The sequence below is a fragment of the Vibrio sp. E150_018 genome, from assembly GCF_053544035.1.
This window is the reverse complement of sequence record NZ_JBHGNY010000012.1, coordinates 61,282-80,010: the sequence shown is the minus strand read 5'-3', so window position 1 is coordinate 80,010 and position 18,729 is coordinate 61,282. Positions and strand designations below refer to the sequence as shown.

Genomic DNA, 18,729 nt, shown 5'->3' with positions numbered 1-18,729 from the left:
AACGCCGTCAACAAAGCTGCAGATTCAAGTACGATGGGTATATTTAGCAGCTAATTTGGCCGTCATATATATGTGCCACAGGGCCTGTCATGTATAGCGGCTTACCCTGACCTTGCCAAAATATACGTAATTTTCCGCCTGGCAACTGTACCGTCACTTCTTGATCAAGCACACCTTGGTCAATACCGATTGCAACCGCAGCACAGGCACCGCTACCGCAAGCTTGAGTTTCACCCGCACCACGCTCATACACACGTAACTTAACGTTTTTACGGTCAATGATTTGCATAAAGCCGGCATTCACTCGCTCAGGAAAACGCTCATGAGATTCCATTAACGGGCCGATGTTATCGACATCAAAAATATCAACATCTTCAACAATAGTCACCACATGTGGGTTACCCATGCTGACTGCGCCACAAAATAATGTGTGTTCACCTGCACGTAAAATATAGGTCTTTTCCGATTGTTTTGCTTTAAACGGTATTTTGCTTGGCTCAAAAATTGGCTGACCCATGTTAACGGTCACTGAATCTAAACTGTCCACTTTAAGCACCATGCGACCTTTTTTGGTACTGACATTTATGCTGTATTTATTAGTGAGCCCTTTCATGCGTACAAAACGGGCAAAACAGCGTGCGCCGTTACCACATTGTTCTACTTCACTGCCATCGGCATTAAAGATACGGTAATGAAAGTCAGTTTCTGGATCATAGGGCGCTTCTACCACCAGCAATTGATCAAAACCAACGCCAGTATGGCGATCGGCCAAACGCCGGATCAAATCCGGCGAAAAGAAGATATTTTGAGTAATACAATCGACCACCATAAAGTCATTACCCAAACCGTGCATTTTAGAAAAATGGAAATGCATATCGCCTCATTAATTCATATAAAATGCCCCAGAGATCAAAAACTGGGGCATATTGTTTTTATTATTCTGGTAGGATATTTTCCAATTCCCACAAGCTGCTCAACTCTTCTCTCTGGCGAACAAGATGAACAGCAGAGCCATCCACCATCACTTCAGCAGCGCGAATGCGGGTATTGTAGTTAGAAGACATCACAAACCCATAAGCACCAGCAGAGCGTACTGCCAATAAATCGCCTTCTTTTAGCACTAACTCGCGATCTTTACCTAAGAAGTCACCAGTTTCACAAATTGGGCCAACTAAATCATAAGTAGCAGGCTGGCCTTGACGAGGCGCTACCGGCACAATATCCATCCAAGCTTGGTACAAAGCAGGACGAATCAAATCATTCATTGCTGCATCAATCACCGCAAAGTTTTTATGCTCGGTAGGTTTGAGTAGTTCTACCTTAGTCAGTAGTACGCCCGCATTTGCTGCAATGGCACGTCCCGGTTCAAACACTAGCTCTAAATGACCGTGATTTTCTAAACGAGATAATAAGGCTTTGGCATATTCAGACGGTTGTGGCGGCAATTCATCACGATACACCACACCTAGACCACCACCAACATCAAGGTGACGAATATTAATGCCTTGCTCTGTCAGTTGGTCAATCAGCGCAAGTAAGCGATCAGTCGCGTCAATAAATGGCGCAAGGTCGGTTAATTGAGAACCTATATGACAATCAATGCCTTGTACATCGAGGTTTTCTAAACTATGCGCAAATTTATACACTTGCGGCGCACGATCAAACGCAATACCAAATTTGTTATCACGTAAACCAGTCGAAATATAAGGGTGAGTATGTGCATCAACATCTGGGTTAATACGCAGAGAAATCGGAGCAATCACACCCAGCTCACCGGCGACTTTATTTAAGCGCTCAAGCTCAGGTTCAGATTCCACATTAAAGCACTTAATACCAAGCTCTAACGCACGCTTCATTTCAGCGCTGGTTTTACCTACCCCAGAAAACACTACTTTTTTCGGATCGCCACCTGCAGCAATCACTCGCTCAAGTTCACCACCAGATACGATATCAAAACCAGAACCTAAACGAGCCAATACATTAAGCACACCAATGTTCGAATTGGCTTTCACGGCATAACAAACTAAATGCGGGTGATCAGCAACCGAGGAATCAAATGCTTTCCAATGGCGCTCTAATGTGGCACGAGAATACACATAAAGAGGTGTGCCATGTTGTTGTGCCAATTGCGTAAGAGAGACGTCTTCAGCCCAAAGCTGACCATCATCCTGATAATTAAAAAAATCCAATGTTCTCTTCCTTATTCTGCGTCTTGAGCCTCTGCAGGCTGAGTCGATTCTGTCGCGGGTTCTGGTTGCTCCGTTTCTACAGGTTTAACGGTTACAGTTCCGCCATCTGCACCTGAAATAGAAACCTCACCAGTATTAACCGGCGTTGGCTCTTCATCCGGTAAGTAAAGTGGCCCAGTTTGACCACAACCAGCTAAACCAAGTACGGTTAATGCAAGTAAGCTAAAAGTTGTTTTTTTCATTGTGATATCGTGATTAATGATTCAATGCCCCCTATAATCGCACCACACACAAGAAAAGCAATAGCCAAGCTATCTCAACCAATAGGATGAAACCAATGAACGATACGGAATTCCACCAATTAGTCGATATTCAGATGACACAAATTGAAGAAGCGATTGATGATTCTGGCGCAGATATCGATTATGACGTGTCAGGTAATGTGATGACACTCGAATTTGAAGACCGTAGCCAAATCATTATTAACCGCCAAGAACCAATGCATGAAATTTGGCTAGCATCAAAATCCGGTGGCTACCATTTCAAATATAATGATGGTGAGTGGATTTGCTCAAAAACAGGCGCAGAACTTTTCAGCCTAGTAAAAACTGAATGTGAGAAACATGCCAACGAAACCATTGAGTGGGCATAACGCCAAAGGTTTAAAGACTGAAGAAAAAAGAAAACCGCTATTCGTGAATATTCGAATAGCGGCAGCAAATAAGCGAATTAACTATAATACCCAAGTAACTTAAACATGTAGAATTCAGATTGGAAGCAAGAGTTAGTCCATTCCATCAATAATAGATACACTGAACTCACGCCATTAACACTAGTAAATAAAACTCGCTTTACTAAATCCCGATTGCCTTTTTTTTCTCCATCAGTATTATCTCGGTTCATTTTTCGTCACATATCACACTAAGAGTTAAACGGTTATGTCATTCAACCCTAAAAATGCCAGTAAAACATTGGATGCCCTAGGCTTGCGCTGCCCAGAGCCAGTGATGATGGTAAGAAAGACGATTCGTACCATGCAAGATGGCGAAATATTATTAATCACCGCCGATGATCCATCGACCACTCGTGATATTCCGAGCTTCTGCCGCTTTATGGACCACCAGCTATTACAAGCCAGTACCGACGACCTACCGTACCAGTTTGTGATTAAAAAAGGATTAAACTAAAAGCGGCCTATCCTTAACCAAGAATAGACCGCTGTAATATTTAGTTTAGGTTACTTATGCTCAAGCCGAGTTAACCGCACCGTCAGCTCGGTGAGCTGTTTCTTCATTGGAATGATGTAGAGAATTCGGATCCAAGATTCAACCGCCAGCCCGGCTAAAATAATCGCACCTGCCACCATCGGCAGCCACATATCCGTGATCATCATACCAATTAAAGTTAAGGCCAAACCAAAGGTAAATAAATAACTTTGGCTCTTTGGGGTCATACCTGCGTAACGTATCAACATCGCATCACCTCACTATTAATAGGGCTTATAAATAGTATAGTGACAAGCATGACAAATGGATGAATTAAAGATCACTAAACCAATAAAAACTTAAAGGCGATTCCTATCAATACCAAACCACCTAACAGTTCCGCCTTACTTTCCAACCAAGTACCGCTTTTACGGCCAATAAACACCCCAAGAAAACTAAACAAGAAAGTGACAATACCAATCAAAGCACAGGCTAAAAATGGATCGACATCAAGCAGCGGCAAACTAAAACCCGCCGCCATCGCATCAACACTAGTGGCAATCGCCAGAGTTAACATGACTCGGTGAGTGATCTGGCAAAAATCTTCTTCAATGCCTTCGACAAACGACTCATAAACCATCTTGCCGCCAATAAACAATAACAACACAAAGGCAATATAAGGCGCATAACCTTCAACCCAACCTAGTACGCCCTGACCACCTAAAAATCCGATAAATGGCATCAGTGCTTGCGCTACACCAAAGTAGACCCCAGCCTTTATGGCTAATGCAGTCGGTTTCTTAGTTTGGCCAACTAATTTTGCCCCTAAACCAATCGAAACCGCGAACGCATCCATGCTTAATGCTAGCGCTAAAAACAGTACATCCCACATTGCCTATTACTCACATTTATATTTTTCGTCGTTAATGGCTTTTTTGTCGCAAAAGGATATAAGTTCCTCGCTTTTCATTCAATCAATAAAGCCTTTACTGCAATAGTAGATTGAGGGTGATTCATGAACTCGCTATACTGAGGAACTATTTTTTTTCAATTCAAATCGCGCGAACTGAGTAGGCAAATAAAGTTATGCAAAAATATGACGTCAAAACCTTTCAAGGGATGATCCTCGCGCTGCAGGATTATTGGGCCCAAGTCGGCTGTACCATTGTTCAACCTTTAGATATGGAAGTAGGCGCAGGCACCTCTCACCCGATGACCTGCCTTCGCGCGATTGGTCCAGAGCCAATTGCTACCGCTTACGTACAACCATCACGCCGTCCAACCGATGGCCGTTACGGTGAAAACCCGAACCGTCTGCAACACTATTACCAATTCCAAGTCATCATCAAGCCTTCTCCTGACAACATTCAAGAATTGTACCTAGGCTCATTAGAAGTGCTTGGCATTGACCCACTTATTCACGATATCCGTTTCGTGGAAGATAACTGGGAAAACCCAACACTAGGCGCATGGGGCTTAGGCTGGGAAGTATGGCTAAACGGTATGGAAGTGACTCAGTTTACCTACTTCCAACAAGTCGGTGGCCTAGAGTGTAAACCGGTTACTGGTGAAATCACTTACGGTATCGAACGTCTTGCTATGTACATTCAAGGTGTGGATTCCGTATACGACTTAGTTTGGACCGATGGCCCACTCGGTAAAGTGACTTACGGTGATATCTTCCACCAAAATGAAGTAGAGCAATCAACCTACAACTTCGAACACGCTGATGTGGATTTCCTATTTAGCTTCTTTGACCAATGTGAAAAAGAATGTCTGCACTTACTTGAGCTTGAAAAGCCTCTACCGCTTCCTGCTTACGAGCGCATTCTTAAAGCTGGTCACGCGTTCAACTTGCTTGATGCACGTAAAGCCATTTCGGTAACAGAGCGTCAACGCTACATCTTACGCATTCGTAACTTAACCAAAGCGGTTGCAGAAGCTTATTACGCTTCTCGTGAGGCGCTTGGTTTCCCAATGTGTAAAAACGATGATGTGAAAAGCAAAGGCGAGGAGAAGTAATCATGGCGAAGAATTTCCTAATTGAACTGGGTACGGAAGAGCTACCACCAACGCAACTTCGCACTTTAGCTGAAGCATTTGCTAGCAATTTTGAAGCGGAATTAAAAGCCGCTGATCTCGAGCACCAAGGCGTAAAATGGTACGCAGCGCCTCGTCGTTTGGCTTTAAAAGTCAGCGAACTGGCTGAAAGCCAACAAGACAAAATCGTTGAAAAACGTGGTCCTGCGATCGCTCAAGCGTTTGATGCCGATGGTAATCCAACTAAAGCAGCTCAAGGTTGGGCGCGTGGTAATGGCATTACCGTTGAACAAGCAGACCGTTTAAAAACCGATAAAGGTGAATGGCTACTTTATAAACAAGAAGTCAAAGGCCAAGCGGTTAAAGATCTAGTGGTCGACATGGCAGCGAAAGCATTAGCGAACCTACCGATTGCAAAACCAATGCGTTGGGGTGATAAAGAAACTCAATTTATCCGCCCAGTAAAAACCCTAACTATCTTGTTTGGTGAAGAGCTTATCCAAGGTGACATCCTAGGTGTGGCTTCTGATCGCATCATTCGTGGTCACCGCTTTATGGGGGAACGTGAGTTTACTATCGATAACGCAGATCAATACCCAACATTACTGGCTGAAAAAGGCAAAGTAATGGCCGATTATGAAGAACGTAAAGCGATCATTTTACGTGATTCACAAAAAGCGGCAGCAGCGGTTGGCGGTACTGCGGATCTAGAAGATGACCTAGTCGAAGAAGTCACTTCTTTAGTTGAATGGCCAGTGGTATTAACCGCTAAGTTTGAAGAAGAGTTCTTAAAAGTGCCTTCTGAAGCGTTGGTTTACACCATGAAAGGCGACCAAAAGTACTTCCCAGTCTACGATGACAACAAGAAGCTTCTCCCTAACTTTATCTTCGTATCGAACATCGAATCAAAAGACCCTCGTCAAGTGATCGAAGGCAATGAAAAAGTGGTACGTCCTCGTCTAGCGGATGCTGAGTTCTTCTTTAATACTGACCGTAAGCGCACGTTAGAATCGCACCTTCCTGAATTGGAAACAGCGATCTTCCAAAAGCAACTAGGCACGATCAAAGACAAGACCGACCGTATCACTGAATTGGCTGGCTTTATTGCTGAGCAAATCGGTGCTGACGTTGAGAAATCAAAACGCGCTGGCCTATTAGCCAAGTGTGACTTGATGACGTCTATGGTATTTGAATTCACCGACACTCAAGGTGTTATGGGCATGCACTACGCACGTCACGACGGTGAAGCCGAAGAAGTCGCAGTAGCACTTAACGAGCAATACATGCCTCGCTTTGCTGGTGATGACTTACCAAGCTCTGGTGTCGCTGCGTCAGTGGCGATGGCAGATAAACTGGATACCCTTGTTGGTATCTTCGGTATTGGCCAAGCACCGAAAGGTTCAGATCCATTTGCACTACGTCGCGCCTCTTTAGGTATTCTGCGCATTATCGTAGAAAAAGGTTACAACCTAGACCTAACGATACTGATCGCAAAAGCCAAAGAACTACTAGGTGACAAACTGACTAACGCCAATGTTGAATCTGACGTATTAGACTTCATGCTAGGCCGTTTCCGCGCTTGGTATCAAGATGAAGGCTTTAGCGTTGATATTATTCAAGCGGTACTGGCACGTCGCCCGACTAAACCTCTTGATTTCGACCAACGTGTGAAAGCGGTATCTCACTTCCGTGGCCTAGATGCAGCAGAAGCACTTGCAGCCGCCAACAAGCGTGTGGGTAACATTCTAGCGAAATTCGATGGTGAGCTAAGCGCTGACATCGATCTGACTCTACTACAAGAAGATGCAGAGAAAGCCCTAGCTGAAAACGTTGAAGTGATGACGGAAGCGCTAGAACCTGCTTTTGCAAACGGTGACTACCAACAAGCGCTAAGCAAGTTGGCAGACCTTCGTGAGCCAGTTGATGCTTTCTTCGATAACGTGATGGTGATGGCAGACGATGAAGCACTGAAGAAAAACCGTCTGACTATGCTGAACAACCTGCGTAACTTGTTCTTGCAGATCGCTGACATCTCTTTACTGCAAAAATAGACGTTATTGCAAAAATAAGCATTAGCATTAATCGGTAACAGAACATCACTTTGTTAACTGATAAAAGTATTAAGATTAAGCCCAAGCTATACTCAATGTAGCTTGGGCTTTTTTGTTACTCGTCTCTATGCTTACCCCTTTCTATCAATACCACAATCAGGTATGTTCATCATTCAATCAATAACTACAACGTTGGATGTAAAGGATATGCAGTTTTCTCGGTTTGGTGACAAGTTTAATCGCTACTCAGGCATTACCCAATTAATGGATGATCTCAATGATGGCCTCCGCACTCCTGGTGCCATCATGCTCGGTGGAGGCAACCCAGCCGCCATTCCAGAAATGCTCGAGTATTTTAAACAAGCCAGCACTGAGATGATCAATAACGGTGAAATGATTGCTGCCATGACCAACTATGATGGCCCACAAGGCAAGAATGTGTTTATTCAAGCCCTCGCCGATTTGTTAAAACAAACTTATGGTTGGGATATCAGCCCGAAAAACATCAGCCTCACCAATGGCAGTCAAAGCGCTTTTTTCTCATTGTTTAACCTGTTCGCTGGCAAACAAGCTGATGATAGTCATAAGAAAATCCTACTGCCTTTAGCACCTGAATATATTGGCTATAGTGATGCGGGAATTGATGACGATATTTTTGTTTCTTACCACCCTGAAATCGAGTTACTGGATAATCGCATGTTTAAATACCATGTCGATTTTGAACAAGTTCAAGTTGATGACTCGGTTGCAGCGATTTGTGCCTCTCGTCCAACCAACCCAACTGGTAATGTGCTCACCGATGAAGAAATCCGCAAGCTGGATAAATTAGCCCGTGATAACAATATTCCGCTGATCATAGATAACGCTTACGGCACGCCTTTTCCTAATATTATTTTTGAAGACGTCACGCCCTTTTGGAATGACAACACCATCTTATGTATGAGCCTATCCAAACTGGGCTTACCCGGTGTGCGTTGTGGAATTGTGATTGCCAGCGAAGCCATGACCCAAGCAATGACCAACATCAATGGCATCATTAATTTAGCCCCTTGCAGTATTGGCCCTGCGATTGCTACTCACATGATCAAACAAGGGAATTTACTGCCATTAAGCGAAAATGTGATTAAGCCTTACTACCAACACAAAGCCCAACATGCAGTCGAGCTATTACAAAGCGCGATTCCCGACCCACGCTTTAAAATCCATAAACCAGAAGGCGCTATCTTCTTATGGTTGTGGTTTGATGAGCTTCCGATCACCACAATGGAGCTTTACCAACGTTTAAAAGCCCGTGGCGTATTGATTGTTCCAGGAGAATACTTCTTCTTCGGTCAAGATGATGAATGGGACCATGCTCATCAATGTTTACGTATGAACTACGTACAAAGCGAGCAAGATATGCAGCGTGGTATTAATATTATTGCTGAAGAAGTGAATAAGGCATATCAAAACTAAACTAATAACAATATATAGGCCTAACCATGAACAAAATCCCCACTAACTCCCTTTATATGATGGCTATCATTATTATCACTTTAGTCATCGGAACTCTTATTTATCTTTTTATTTCACGTCAAAATCCAACTAAAGATTACCAAGAGTTGAAACTTAGAATACGATCTTGGTGGTGGATGATTGGTATTGTTTTTATCGTACTTTATTTACCCTTAGCGTACACCATAGCCTTCGCTGGTTTTTTAAGCTTTCTCGCCTTAAAAGAATTTTTATCTATTGTCCCAACTCGCATGGCTGACCGTCGTGTCATTTTTTGGGCATACCTTTCTATTCCATTGCAATATTATTGGTTATATATAGGTTGGTATGGAATGTTCATTATTTTCATTCCTGTATATATGTTCTTGTATTTGCCTATGGTGGCAGTTTTAATCGGTGAAACCAAAGGCTTTATTCGTTCTGCAGGAATCATACACTGGGCATTAATGTTAACCGTATTTTGTATTAGTCACATGTCTTACTTATTGGTTCTTCCAAACAAAAACCCAGACGCAGGACCTGTTGGAATACTGTTATTTTTATTGGTATTTACTCAGTTAAATGATATCAGCCAATATGTTTGGGGTAAGAGTTTTGGTAAGCATAAGATCGTTCCTAAAGTTAGCCCGAATAAAACATGGCAAGGCTTTATTGGTGGTGTGGGAACAATCATCATTCTTTGTTATTTTGCAGCGCCTTATTTGACTCCATTAACATCAGTTCAAGGGGCGATTGCAGGCATCATTATTGGTTTCAGTGGTTTTATTGGTGACTTGGTTATTTCATCGGTAAAACGTGATTTACAGATAAAAGACACAAGTCAGTTTATCCCAGGACACGGTGGAATTTTAGATAGGGTCGATAGTTTGATCTTCACCGCACCTCTATTTTTTCATTATATCTATTATCTTTATTACTAAAAGAAAAGCATAAAACTCAAATATTAACCTTAAAATATTCAACCGAACCAATAGGATGCTGATGATCTGGCTAAAAATTATATTTGTACTATTCATCGTTAAACCATTGGTATTCATTGGCTTAGGACTAAATATCATCAACCGTCAAAACCTGCCTTTAAAAGGCCCGGTAATTGTTGCGGCTAACCATAACAGTCATCTTGATACCTTGGTTTTATTAGCTCTATTTCCTATCACACACGTTCATAAAGTTCGTCCTGTTGCAGCAGCTGACTACTTTTTTAAAAATACATTATCGGCTTGGTTGTCCTCAAATATACTTGGCATTATTCCAATCCAACGGGCTGCAACGAAAGAAACCAAAGCAACTATTTTTGATGAATGTCATAAGGCATTAAAAAATGAAGATATTTTAATTATTTTCCCTGAAGGCAGCCGTGGAGAGCCAGAAGTGATGAGTGGGTTAAAAAAAGGGATTTATCACTTAATAGAAGAAAGTAATCATATCAATAAAAACAATCCCTGCTCTATTGTCCCTGTAATTATGCGTGGTTTAGGGTGCTCACTACCGAAAGGTACTGCTATGTTTGTTCCTTTCAACTGTGATGTTGTGTTAGGCGAAAAAATCGAACAATTTAGAGACAGTAATGACTTCGTTAATACCATGCAAAAAGCCTATGATGAGCTATCAGAATATTGCATTGTAAATAAAATGCATGAATAACTTAATTCTCCCCCCTTATAATATCAGCACAATAATTAACCAAATTATTGGTGATAATGATATTATTTAATATTCCTGAGCCCAATACTTATCAATAATGGACTAATCTCACAATGTCGGTATCTATTTATCAACTCAAATCTCGCTTTCAAGATCTTTTACGCCCATTGACGAAGGAATTATACCGCAAAAACATTACTGCCAACCAAGTCACTACCTTTGCAATGCTCATTTCAATAATAATTGGAATTGGCTTATGTTTTGCTCATTCACACCCACTACTTTTTTTAATTCTTCCAATATGGATGTTTATTCGTATGGCACTGAACGCAATTGATGGCATGTTAGCCCGAGAATTTAAACAACAGTCGCATTTTGGAGCTTATCTCAATGAATTAAGTGATGTTATTGCCGATGCTGCTTTATTCTTACCTTTTGCTTTTTTAGTAGGTGTTAATCCTTATTTAATTTTTTCCATTATTTTTATTGCGACATTAACTGAATTTTCCGGTGTACTAGGATTAATGGTAGGAGCGGAACGTCGTTATGATGGTCCAATGGGAAAAAGTGACCGTGCTTTTATATTTGGATTACTTGCTTTTCTTTGGGCATGGGGTTGGATCATCATTGATTGGATTAATATCGCCTTAATTACTATCTTATGTTTGACTATATTTACCGTCCTTAACCGTATTCGCTGTGGACTTGAGCAAGCAAGAAAAAAAGATATCAAACTAAGATAATCATAAAAACGCTCTCTAATATCAGGTTGATGACATTAATTTATTAAAATCTCCTTAAGGTAACCATGACTGAGACCATTACAGACACGCGAATCGATGAGCCACAAATAACAATGCAAAAACTAAGCTTTAACACCCATGATGATGTTGAATTAATTTATCATCATTGGTCTGCGAAAAAGCCAACGAAAGAAAAAAAAACTATCATCATGTTTCACCGTGGTCACGAACACAGTCAACGAATGGTACATTTGGTAGATGAATTAGAGCTAGATGAGTTTGAGTTTTTTGCTTGGGATGCCCGAGGGCATGGTTTATCACCAGGTGAACGTGGTTATAGTCCAAGTTTTGGCACGAGCGTTCAAGATGTGCAAACCTTTGTAAACCACCTTATTGCAGAGCACAAAATTGAACTGAGCCAGACAATTATTTTAGGTCAAAGTGTTGGCGCAGTAATTGCCAGCACTTGGGTTCACGATTACGCACCGAACATTCGTGGTTTAGTACTCGCATCCCCAGCCTTTAGCATCAAGCTTTATGTTCCTTTTGCGATTGCTGGCTTACGTTTATTAAAAGCGATTAAAGGCGATTTTTACGTCAATAGTTACGTTAAAGCCAAGCTATTGACTCATGATCAGGAGCGCATTGATTCTTTTGAAAATGATCCGCTTATCGCCCGTGCGATATCGGTGAATATGCTATTAAGTCTGCACGATGCTTCAAAACGAATTGTGGCGGATGCTCAAGCAATTACAGTGCCGACACAAGTATTAATTTCAGGCAGTGATTGGGTGGTACGCACAAAACCTCAAACAACTTTTTTTAAGTGTTTAGGCTCAAGCGATAAAGAAATGCACATTCTTCCTGGTTTTCATCACGATACCTTAGGTGAGAAAGACCGCGCACAAGCACTAACTCGTATAAATCGCTTTATTAAACAATGCTTTGCCTCTCCTATCACTCCTAAAAACTTACTTAATGCCGATAAATTTGGTTATTTCTGTTCTGAATCAGAATCTCTATCAACACCGTTACCTAAAAAATCACCTCATAAACTTTTTTGGTTAGGCTATCGTAAAATCTTATCCTACATGAGCAAATTCTCAATGGGTATCAAATTAGGCTTTGATACCGGTTTTGACTCAGGAAGCACGTTAGATTACGTCTATCAAAATAAACCCCGAGGAACAAATGCTCTAGGTAAATTTGTCGATAAACAGTATTTAAATTCTGTCGGTTGGGTAGGTATCCGCCAGCGTAAAGTTCACTTAGAAGAAATATTAACTTTAGCAATGAAAAAGCTCGAACAACGCAATGAAGAAATTCGAGTTGTAGATATTGCGGCTGGTCATGGACGTTATATTTTATCAACCATAGAGCAATCAGATATTAAACCTACATCTGTATTATTACGAGATTATAGCGAGCTGAATGTTGAACAAGGTAACGCATTAATTCAACAAAAAGGCATGCAAGGTATTGCTCAATTTGTTCGAGGCGATGCCTTTGATCAAGCCGATTTAGCACAGCTTGAACCTAAACCAAATTTAGCGGTTGTATCAGGTTTGTATGAGCTGTTTTCCGATAATGAGATGGTACAAAATTCATTGATAGGGTTATCACAAGGTATGGAAAAAGACGGTTATTTAGTTTACACCTGTCAACCTTGGCACCCACAACTGGAATTAATCGCTCGAGCTTTAACCAGCCACCGAGAAGGTCAAGCTTGGGTAATGCGTCGTCGTAGCCAAGCCGAAATGGATCAATTGGTAGCTAAGGCAGGCTTTGAGAAAATTGAACAACGCATTGATGAAATGGGTATTTTTAGTGTTTCTATTGCTAAAAAAATCAATTAATCATATTCAAATCGAGCATGACAGATAGACACGCTCAAATAGGACATACTAAAAGTACTATGACTGTTCAAGAAAAAACATCAACGTCATTATGGAAACTCCGCCTTCTTTGGCTTTGTGCCTTAGGCGTGCTTTTTAGTCTGTCCTACCAAGCAACAAATAACTACGCAGCTAGTTTGCCTTATGTCGCCAATATTCGTTTTGATTGGGAACAATACATCCCGTTAATTCCGTGGACAATTGTGCCGTATTGGTCAATTGATTTGTTGTATGCGACCGCTTTTTTTCTGCCAAACACTCGCAAAGAGCTTAATACTCTAGGCTTACGTTTGTTGTCTGCTCAAATTATTTGTTGTGTGTTATTCGTCCTGTTCCCTCTGACATTTAGCGTTGAGCGCCCGATTGTGGAAGGATTATTTGGTGAATTATTCCGATTATTGATGCTGTTTGATCAACCATTCAACCAAGCGCCCTCTTTGCACGTGGTCTTGGCTATCATCTTAAATCGTTGTTATTTCCAATATTTAAACCGTTTTTCGTCGCCATTAATGAAAACCGTACGCCTAGTGTTTATTATTTGGTTTGCGCTGATCGCTTTATCTGTGTTGACCACTTGGCAACATCACTTTTTAGATCTTCCTTTAGGCATATTGGCTGGAGTCTTCATTCTTTGGTGTTGGCCGACACACTTAAAAAGCCCGTTATCGAATTTACGTTGGCGCTACCTAGTAAAAGATACGCTAGCAGACGCTTCCCTTTTACATCAAAAAAAACGTGCTCAGATTGCCTTTCGTTACTTCTCTGTCAGTTTATCGCTATTGAGTTTAGCGATCTATTTTTCAGGCATGTGCTTAACTTTAATTTGGCCAAGTACTTGCTTCTTCTTGGTTGCTTTAAATTATGCGGTTCTAGGAACTCTTGGCTTTCAAAAACAAGATAATGGACACTTTTGCCTTGCTTCGATTTGGCTATACGCGCCTTATTTTCTTGTCCTTAGATTAATCACTCGTTTTTATTCAGGTCAATCGGATCCTGCAAATGAAGTGGTTAAAGGGATTTGGGTCGGAAGAAAGCCAGATCAAACCGAGATTTTACAATATGCAGGCGTGTTAGATATGTGCGCAGAATCACCGATTTCAATTGCTCCAGGCATCCAATATGAACAACAAGCGAGATTGGATTTAATCCCCGTAACACCGCAACAATGTTGGCAAGCAGCACAAGCATTAGACAGATTAATGAAGCAAACGGATGCCAAAGGAAAAGTATTAGTATTTTGTGCTTTAGGTTATTCACGAAGCTGTACTGCGGTAATGGCGTGGTTGTTAGTCAAAGGATTAGCAGAAAATGCACAACAAGCTTTAGAGATAATGAAGAAAGCACGTCCACATTGTGTGATCCATGATTTTCATTTAAAAGCATTAGATCAAATGATCGATTTATCTGAAATTTCTCACTGAGCTTAAGTTAAAGGTCGGCCTCCTAAAAGCTGTCGTTTGTCATTTATCGTTTATTCAGTATCCAACGAACCAACTCGAGTGGCAGTAGATTCAAGCCTTTTACCATCCATTTGATTTGCCAAGGAAATATTGCAAGTGCTTCTTTAGCTTCAATCGCTTTGACAATATGCGCTACGGCGGTGGATTCTTCCATCAAAAACGCTTTTTTAGGATTCTCACCTCCTTTCAGATCTCTTAATTTTTGTGTGTTCATATAATGAGGCGCAATCACTGTAACCGAAATATTATTCTGACTAAGCTTATTTCGATATTGCTCCGCCACAGAAATCATCTGAGCTTTAAGTTGGGCATATAAGGTTGGGTTTGATGATCTAATCACGCCTGCCACTGAAGAAATCGCCACTAAATAAGCTGGTTTATTTTGAGCTTGCATTTTAGCAGCGGCCAATTTAAAGCAATGCAGAAAACCTGAACCGTTTACTCCTGTCACCTGTTGTATTTCATATTCAGTTAAATCATAACGAGCTTGAGTGAAATATTTTCCAGCACAATAAATAAAGATGTCTATTGGTTGATTTTTTCGTGACTCAAAGTAGCACTGAATTTCATTTTTTGAACAGACATCAAATTGACTAAATGAAAGATTAGCGCAATAGAGTGATTCAGGAATTTTCTCTATATCACGCCCCGTCACCTCAACTTGATGCCCTTGATTTAAATAATGACGCGCTAACGCCAAACCAATACCACTGGTCCCACCAATAATCACCACTTGCATCTTGGGTTCCATGTCATTTATCGATTAATCTTTCTTATATACTTCGTTATAACAAAAAGGGTGCCCAATTGGCACCCTTCTCTTCCTTTCGTCACTGATTAGGTTAGCAATTTTCTTATGGCTGTGGTTTGATGAACTACCGATCACTACTATGGAACTCTACCAACGCTTAAAAGCCCGTGGTGTATTGATTGTTCCAGGAGAGTATTTCTTCTTTGGTCAAGATGATGAATGGGACCATGCCCACCAATGTTTACGTATGAACTACGTACAAAGCGAGCAAGATATGCAGCGAGGCATTGAGATTATTGCTGAAGAAGTGAATAAGGCTTATCAAGGTTAAACAGCCCAACAAGTCCTAATAAAACACCAATATACCCCGTCGTATATTGGTGTTTTCCTCTCAAAAATAAGAACTTATTGATGTCCATTCATTAAAAGTTTCTAGCTTTTCTAAAATAAAACCTTCTCTCTCTTTCTCATTAAGAAACTATTCAACATCAACAATAAAATTAAGTAGCTTTGTTTTTCTTTTACAACAACAAAGGAAAAGCAATGAAAAAGATATGGCTATCAAGCTTATTTTTATACTCATCTTTAGGTTATACCTATGATACTTGGGATCAAAACACTACGTATACCGCGGGAGAGATGGTCACCAAAGATGGTGTCATTTATGTTTCTACACATTGGAGTAAAAACACACCACCTATTAATAATGAAAACAACTGGGATGGATGGGTCACCTTCCCCAATAACAACCCAAATTGGGATTCATCAAATACTTATCATGGTGGTGATGTTGTTGCTTATCAGGATAAATTCTATTTAGCCAAGTACTGGAGTAGCGGAGAAAGCCCTGAGAGTAGCGATGCTTGGTTAATTTTAATCGGCGCCGATAAACCTACCTTACCCACAGAGCCAGACAAACCCTTAAATCCTGAAAGCAAAGAGGCTATTTTAGGTATCGACAGTAACAATAATGGACTTGATGATATTTATGAAGCCAAGATTGAAGAAACTTATAGTAATGAAAAAGATAAAGAATTAGCTAAAGCAATAGGCATCCAATGGCGTTCAATGCTTGAGTACCAATTCAACGAAGAAAAAATAGATCCTGAGTCTTCTGCAAACATATTATCTCAATCATCTTTTTTATACGCTTGCTCAGCTCAAAAAAAGAGGAAAGACCTTGAATATATTCAGCCAAATCAACTTTTCTTTACATCAATAGAACGATCATATGCTTATCGTATGGCCGAAATAAAACTATATGATTCAGCCATTGATACGGAAAGGCCTCGTATCAGCATCAAAGACTGTGAAAATTATAAGTAGGTATAAAATATGAAAATTATTTTTATTTTAAGCTTCATTATTTTATTCCATAAGAATGTGTTGGCTAATTGTAGTATAGAACCTGATAAAGTAAGTTTATTTTATATTAATGGAATGTTTACTAATGAGGCCAGTTTAGAGGATAACACTTACGAACTAGCTAGATTTTATAATTTAAACCTATCTTCACTGAATGTAAGTGGTAGTATTAACGTCGAATATTCATGGAATAAAAGTGAAGTTTTTCTCCAGCAGTTCAAACAAGTCGCATTACATAAGTTTACCGAGCTCAATGTAAATAAACTAGTACAAGATAATATATCTAATACTTTCGCTGGATTCGATGTTGCTCCGACATCTCAACAAGCAGCTCAAGAAACTACCGATGTGATGTCTGCTATTTTAGAAGAAATAAAAGGAACTTATTACCAAGATAAAACCTTTCAGCATGCTTATCAATCTGTAACAAGTTTACTTGATGATTGTAATCGGGTGGTATTAATTGGCCATAGTCAAGGCAACTTTTATACCAATGCATTACTGGATGCTCTATATACTGACTACCGATATCCAGATGGCTCAACACTTGATGATTACCGAATGCTCGGCTATTTTGGCTTTGCTCTACCAACCACTAGCGTCGGTGGATATACAGGCACTCAATATCCTCACTTAATGGGATTTGTCACCAACGATAATGATATTGTCATGGCAGCGGTACGCTATACTATTGGTGCACTACCATCCAATTATAATAATGATTTCAGCCTATCTGACTTTACTGGCCACTCCCTGATCGTTTCCTATTTACACAAGTTGGGTCAATCTAGTCTTGCTGCATCAAATATTAAACATATTGTCAGCCAACAATATCCACCCCCCATAGCAGAACAACACTCTAGCAATAGTTCGGCTATGACAAGTTATGGTTACTCATATCTTAGTAAAGTATTTGATATTAAATTTAGAGATTCATCTGTTTATCGGTATAACTACGTACCTAGTGATGTGTTTGAATCGTTTGAAATGGCCGAGTCAAAAGGTGCATTTTTTAATACCGAAATAAAAGGAATCTACCCTTATATTAAACTCTCGGAATAACCCAAAAGGGTGCCCCATTGGCACCCTTCTCTTCCTTTCGTCGCTGACTAGATTAGCCATTTTCTAACTTACTGGTTTTCTAGCAGCTCTTTACCGTTAATCGCGATTTTACGTGGTTGCATCGTTTCTGGGATTTCACGTTCCAGATCGACGTGCAATAAACCATTTTCCATATTCGCGCCTAACACTTTTACGTAGTCCGCGAGCTGGAATTTACGCTCAAAATCACGCTCTGCGATACCTTGATAAACGTAGTTTTTGCCTTCTTCCGGCTGACGTTCACCACGAACGATTAGCATGTTTTCATGCTGAGTAATATCAAGATGCTCTTCCGAGAAACCTGCCACCGCCATTGTAATACGGTAGTGGTTATCGTCTTTTTTCTCGATATTGTATGGAGGGTATCCGCCTGAGGTATTTTTGGCGTTATTGGTTTCCATTAGGTTTAATAAACGATCAAAACCAATGGCGTTACGGTATAAAGGTGAGAAGTCTACATTACGCATAATACTATCCTCTAATTTAAGCAATAGTGTGCAAGTTTTCGACTCGAGCCGAAACTCGCGATTTAGTTTAAGTGCCTACCTATAACCCTATCGGCGAAATAGATTCAGCGTTGCAAGGGTCCACTCTTTATCGTTATCACAAAGTCTTTATAAGAAAAAACTTCAGAGTCAGAGCTTATCGGCATCCCTTTCAAGATCATATATAAGGTCGAAAAAATGGCTTTCAAGAGGATAATTAAATTTTTTAATCTATTTTTCTATTTCCCTAAAAACAAAAAAACCCTTTGCATGAACAAAGGGCTTTTAAAGATTTCAGTTAGCGTT

18 protein-coding genes and 2 pseudogenes are annotated in these 18,729 nt (G+C 40.5%); 13 read left to right on the top strand and 7 right to left on the bottom strand.

The annotated features are described in order from the left end of the window. Positions 1 to 43: 43 nt before the first annotated feature. The 3 genes and pseudogenes from dapF to lptM form a co-directional block, all read right to left on the bottom strand. On the bottom strand, positions 44 to 874 hold the full coding sequence (gene dapF, locus ACE3G9_RS12340; protein WP_449219269.1) for a diaminopimelate epimerase: 831 nt from the start codon (positions 872 to 874) through the stop codon (positions 44 to 46). A 61-nt stretch (positions 875 to 935) separates the two neighbouring features. Next, positions 936 to 2,189: a diaminopimelate decarboxylase gene (lysA, locus tag ACE3G9_RS12335; RefSeq protein WP_417881314.1), complete on the bottom strand. Its 1,254-nt coding sequence runs from the start codon at positions 2,187 to 2,189 to the stop codon at positions 936 to 938. Between the two features lie 152 nt (positions 2,190 to 2,341). Continuing rightward, positions 2,342 to 2,431: pseudogene (lptM, locus tag ACE3G9_RS12330) on the bottom strand (LPS translocon maturation chaperone LptM); the annotation flags it as partial. Between the two features lie 95 nt (positions 2,432 to 2,526). Here lptM and cyaY point away from each other — a divergent pair. Both cyaY and tusA read left to right on the top strand, forming a co-directional pair. Next, a complete protein-coding gene (cyaY, locus tag ACE3G9_RS12325) occupies positions 2,527 to 2,841 on the top strand; it encodes an iron donor protein CyaY (protein ID WP_027695089.1) in 315 nt (104 codons plus the stop codon). Positions 2,842 to 3,127: 286 nt separating this feature from the next. Next, positions 3,128 to 3,376 (top strand): sulfurtransferase TusA, encoded by a 249-nt coding sequence (tusA, locus tag ACE3G9_RS12320; protein ID WP_417881312.1) that lies wholly within the window; start codon positions 3,128 to 3,130, stop codon positions 3,374 to 3,376. 50 nt (positions 3,377 to 3,426) lie between these two features. On the opposite strand, the gene ACE3G9_RS12315 is transcribed toward tusA, so the two are convergent. After that, a complete protein-coding gene (locus tag ACE3G9_RS12315; RefSeq protein WP_417881311.1) occupies positions 3,427 to 3,663 on the bottom strand; it encodes a hypothetical protein in 237 nt (78 codons plus the stop codon). Between the two features lie 74 nt (positions 3,664 to 3,737). Next, on the bottom strand, positions 3,738 to 4,286 hold the full coding sequence (locus ACE3G9_RS12310; RefSeq protein ID WP_417881310.1) for a manganese efflux pump MntP: 549 nt from the start codon (positions 4,284 to 4,286) through the stop codon (positions 3,738 to 3,740). Positions 4,287 to 4,480: 194 nt separating this feature from the next. On the opposite strand from ACE3G9_RS12310, the gene glyQ reads away from it, so the two are divergent. The 8 genes from glyQ to ACE3G9_RS12270 all read left to right on the top strand — a co-directional run bounded on the left by glyQ (position 4,481) and on the right by ACE3G9_RS12270 (position 14,682). Beyond that, positions 4,481 to 5,416 (top strand): glycine--tRNA ligase subunit alpha, encoded by a 936-nt coding sequence (gene glyQ / locus ACE3G9_RS12305; protein ID WP_237296282.1) that lies wholly within the window; start codon positions 4,481 to 4,483, stop codon positions 5,414 to 5,416. A 2-nt stretch (positions 5,417 to 5,418) separates the two neighbouring features. Beyond that, positions 5,419 to 7,485 carry a glycine--tRNA ligase subunit beta gene (gene glyS, locus ACE3G9_RS12300; RefSeq protein WP_449219268.1) on the top strand — a complete coding sequence of 689 codons (2,067 nt, stop codon included), beginning with the start codon at positions 5,419 to 5,421 and terminating at the stop codon, positions 7,483 to 7,485. 207 nt (positions 7,486 to 7,692) lie between these two features. Then, entirely contained in the window at positions 7,693 to 8,940 is a 1,248-nt protein-coding gene (locus tag ACE3G9_RS12295; protein ID WP_417881308.1) for a valine--pyruvate transaminase, read from the top strand. A 26-nt stretch (positions 8,941 to 8,966) separates the two neighbouring features. Further along, a complete protein-coding gene (locus ACE3G9_RS12290) occupies positions 8,967 to 9,899 on the top strand; it encodes a phosphatidate cytidylyltransferase (protein WP_417881307.1) in 933 nt (310 codons plus the stop codon). Between the two features lie 55 nt (positions 9,900 to 9,954). Further along, complete coding sequence (locus ACE3G9_RS12285) at positions 9,955 to 10,623, top strand: lysophospholipid acyltransferase family protein (RefSeq protein WP_449219267.1); 669 nt, start codon at positions 9,955 to 9,957, stop codon at positions 10,621 to 10,623. Positions 10,624 to 10,736: 113 nt separating this feature from the next. Further along, on the top strand, positions 10,737 to 11,366 hold the full coding sequence (locus tag ACE3G9_RS12280; RefSeq protein ID WP_417881305.1) for a CDP-alcohol phosphatidyltransferase family protein: 630 nt from the start codon (positions 10,737 to 10,739) through the stop codon (positions 11,364 to 11,366). A gap of 65 nt (positions 11,367 to 11,431) precedes the next feature. Continuing rightward, positions 11,432 to 13,222: a bifunctional alpha/beta hydrolase/class I SAM-dependent methyltransferase gene (locus ACE3G9_RS12275; protein WP_417881304.1), complete on the top strand. Its 1,791-nt coding sequence runs from the start codon at positions 11,432 to 11,434 to the stop codon at positions 13,220 to 13,222. Between the two features lie 59 nt (positions 13,223 to 13,281). Then, a complete protein-coding gene (locus tag ACE3G9_RS12270; RefSeq protein WP_417881303.1) occupies positions 13,282 to 14,682 on the top strand; it encodes a phosphatase PAP2/dual specificity phosphatase family protein in 1,401 nt (466 codons plus the stop codon). A 43-nt stretch (positions 14,683 to 14,725) separates the two neighbouring features. Here the strand turns inward: ACE3G9_RS12270 and ACE3G9_RS12265 are convergent, their stop codons facing one another. Next, positions 14,726 to 15,460, bottom strand: a complete 735-nt coding sequence (locus ACE3G9_RS12265) for an SDR family NAD(P)-dependent oxidoreductase (RefSeq protein WP_449219266.1) — start codon at positions 15,458 to 15,460, stop codon at positions 14,726 to 14,728. Positions 15,461 to 15,566: 106 nt separating this feature from the next. Here ACE3G9_RS12265 and avtA point away from each other — a divergent pair. The 3 genes and pseudogenes from avtA to ACE3G9_RS12250 all read left to right on the top strand — a co-directional run. Continuing rightward, positions 15,567 to 15,803: pseudogene (avtA, locus tag ACE3G9_RS12260) on the top strand (valine--pyruvate transaminase); the annotation flags it as partial. Positions 15,804 to 16,015: 212 nt separating this feature from the next. After that, positions 16,016 to 16,798 carry a carbohydrate-binding protein gene (locus tag ACE3G9_RS12255; RefSeq protein WP_449219265.1) on the top strand — a complete coding sequence of 261 codons (783 nt, stop codon included), beginning with the start codon at positions 16,016 to 16,018 and terminating at the stop codon, positions 16,796 to 16,798. Between the two features lie 9 nt (positions 16,799 to 16,807). Continuing rightward, on the top strand, positions 16,808 to 17,899 hold the full coding sequence (locus ACE3G9_RS12250) for a KTSC domain-containing protein (protein ID WP_449219264.1): 1,092 nt from the start codon (positions 16,808 to 16,810) through the stop codon (positions 17,897 to 17,899). Between the two features lie 68 nt (positions 17,900 to 17,967). On the opposite strand, the gene ACE3G9_RS12245 is transcribed toward ACE3G9_RS12250, so the two are convergent. Further along, positions 17,968 to 18,405 (bottom strand): Hsp20 family protein, encoded by a 438-nt coding sequence (locus ACE3G9_RS12245; RefSeq protein ID WP_417881365.1) that lies wholly within the window; start codon positions 18,403 to 18,405, stop codon positions 17,968 to 17,970. Positions 18,406 to 18,729 lie beyond the last annotated feature (324 nt).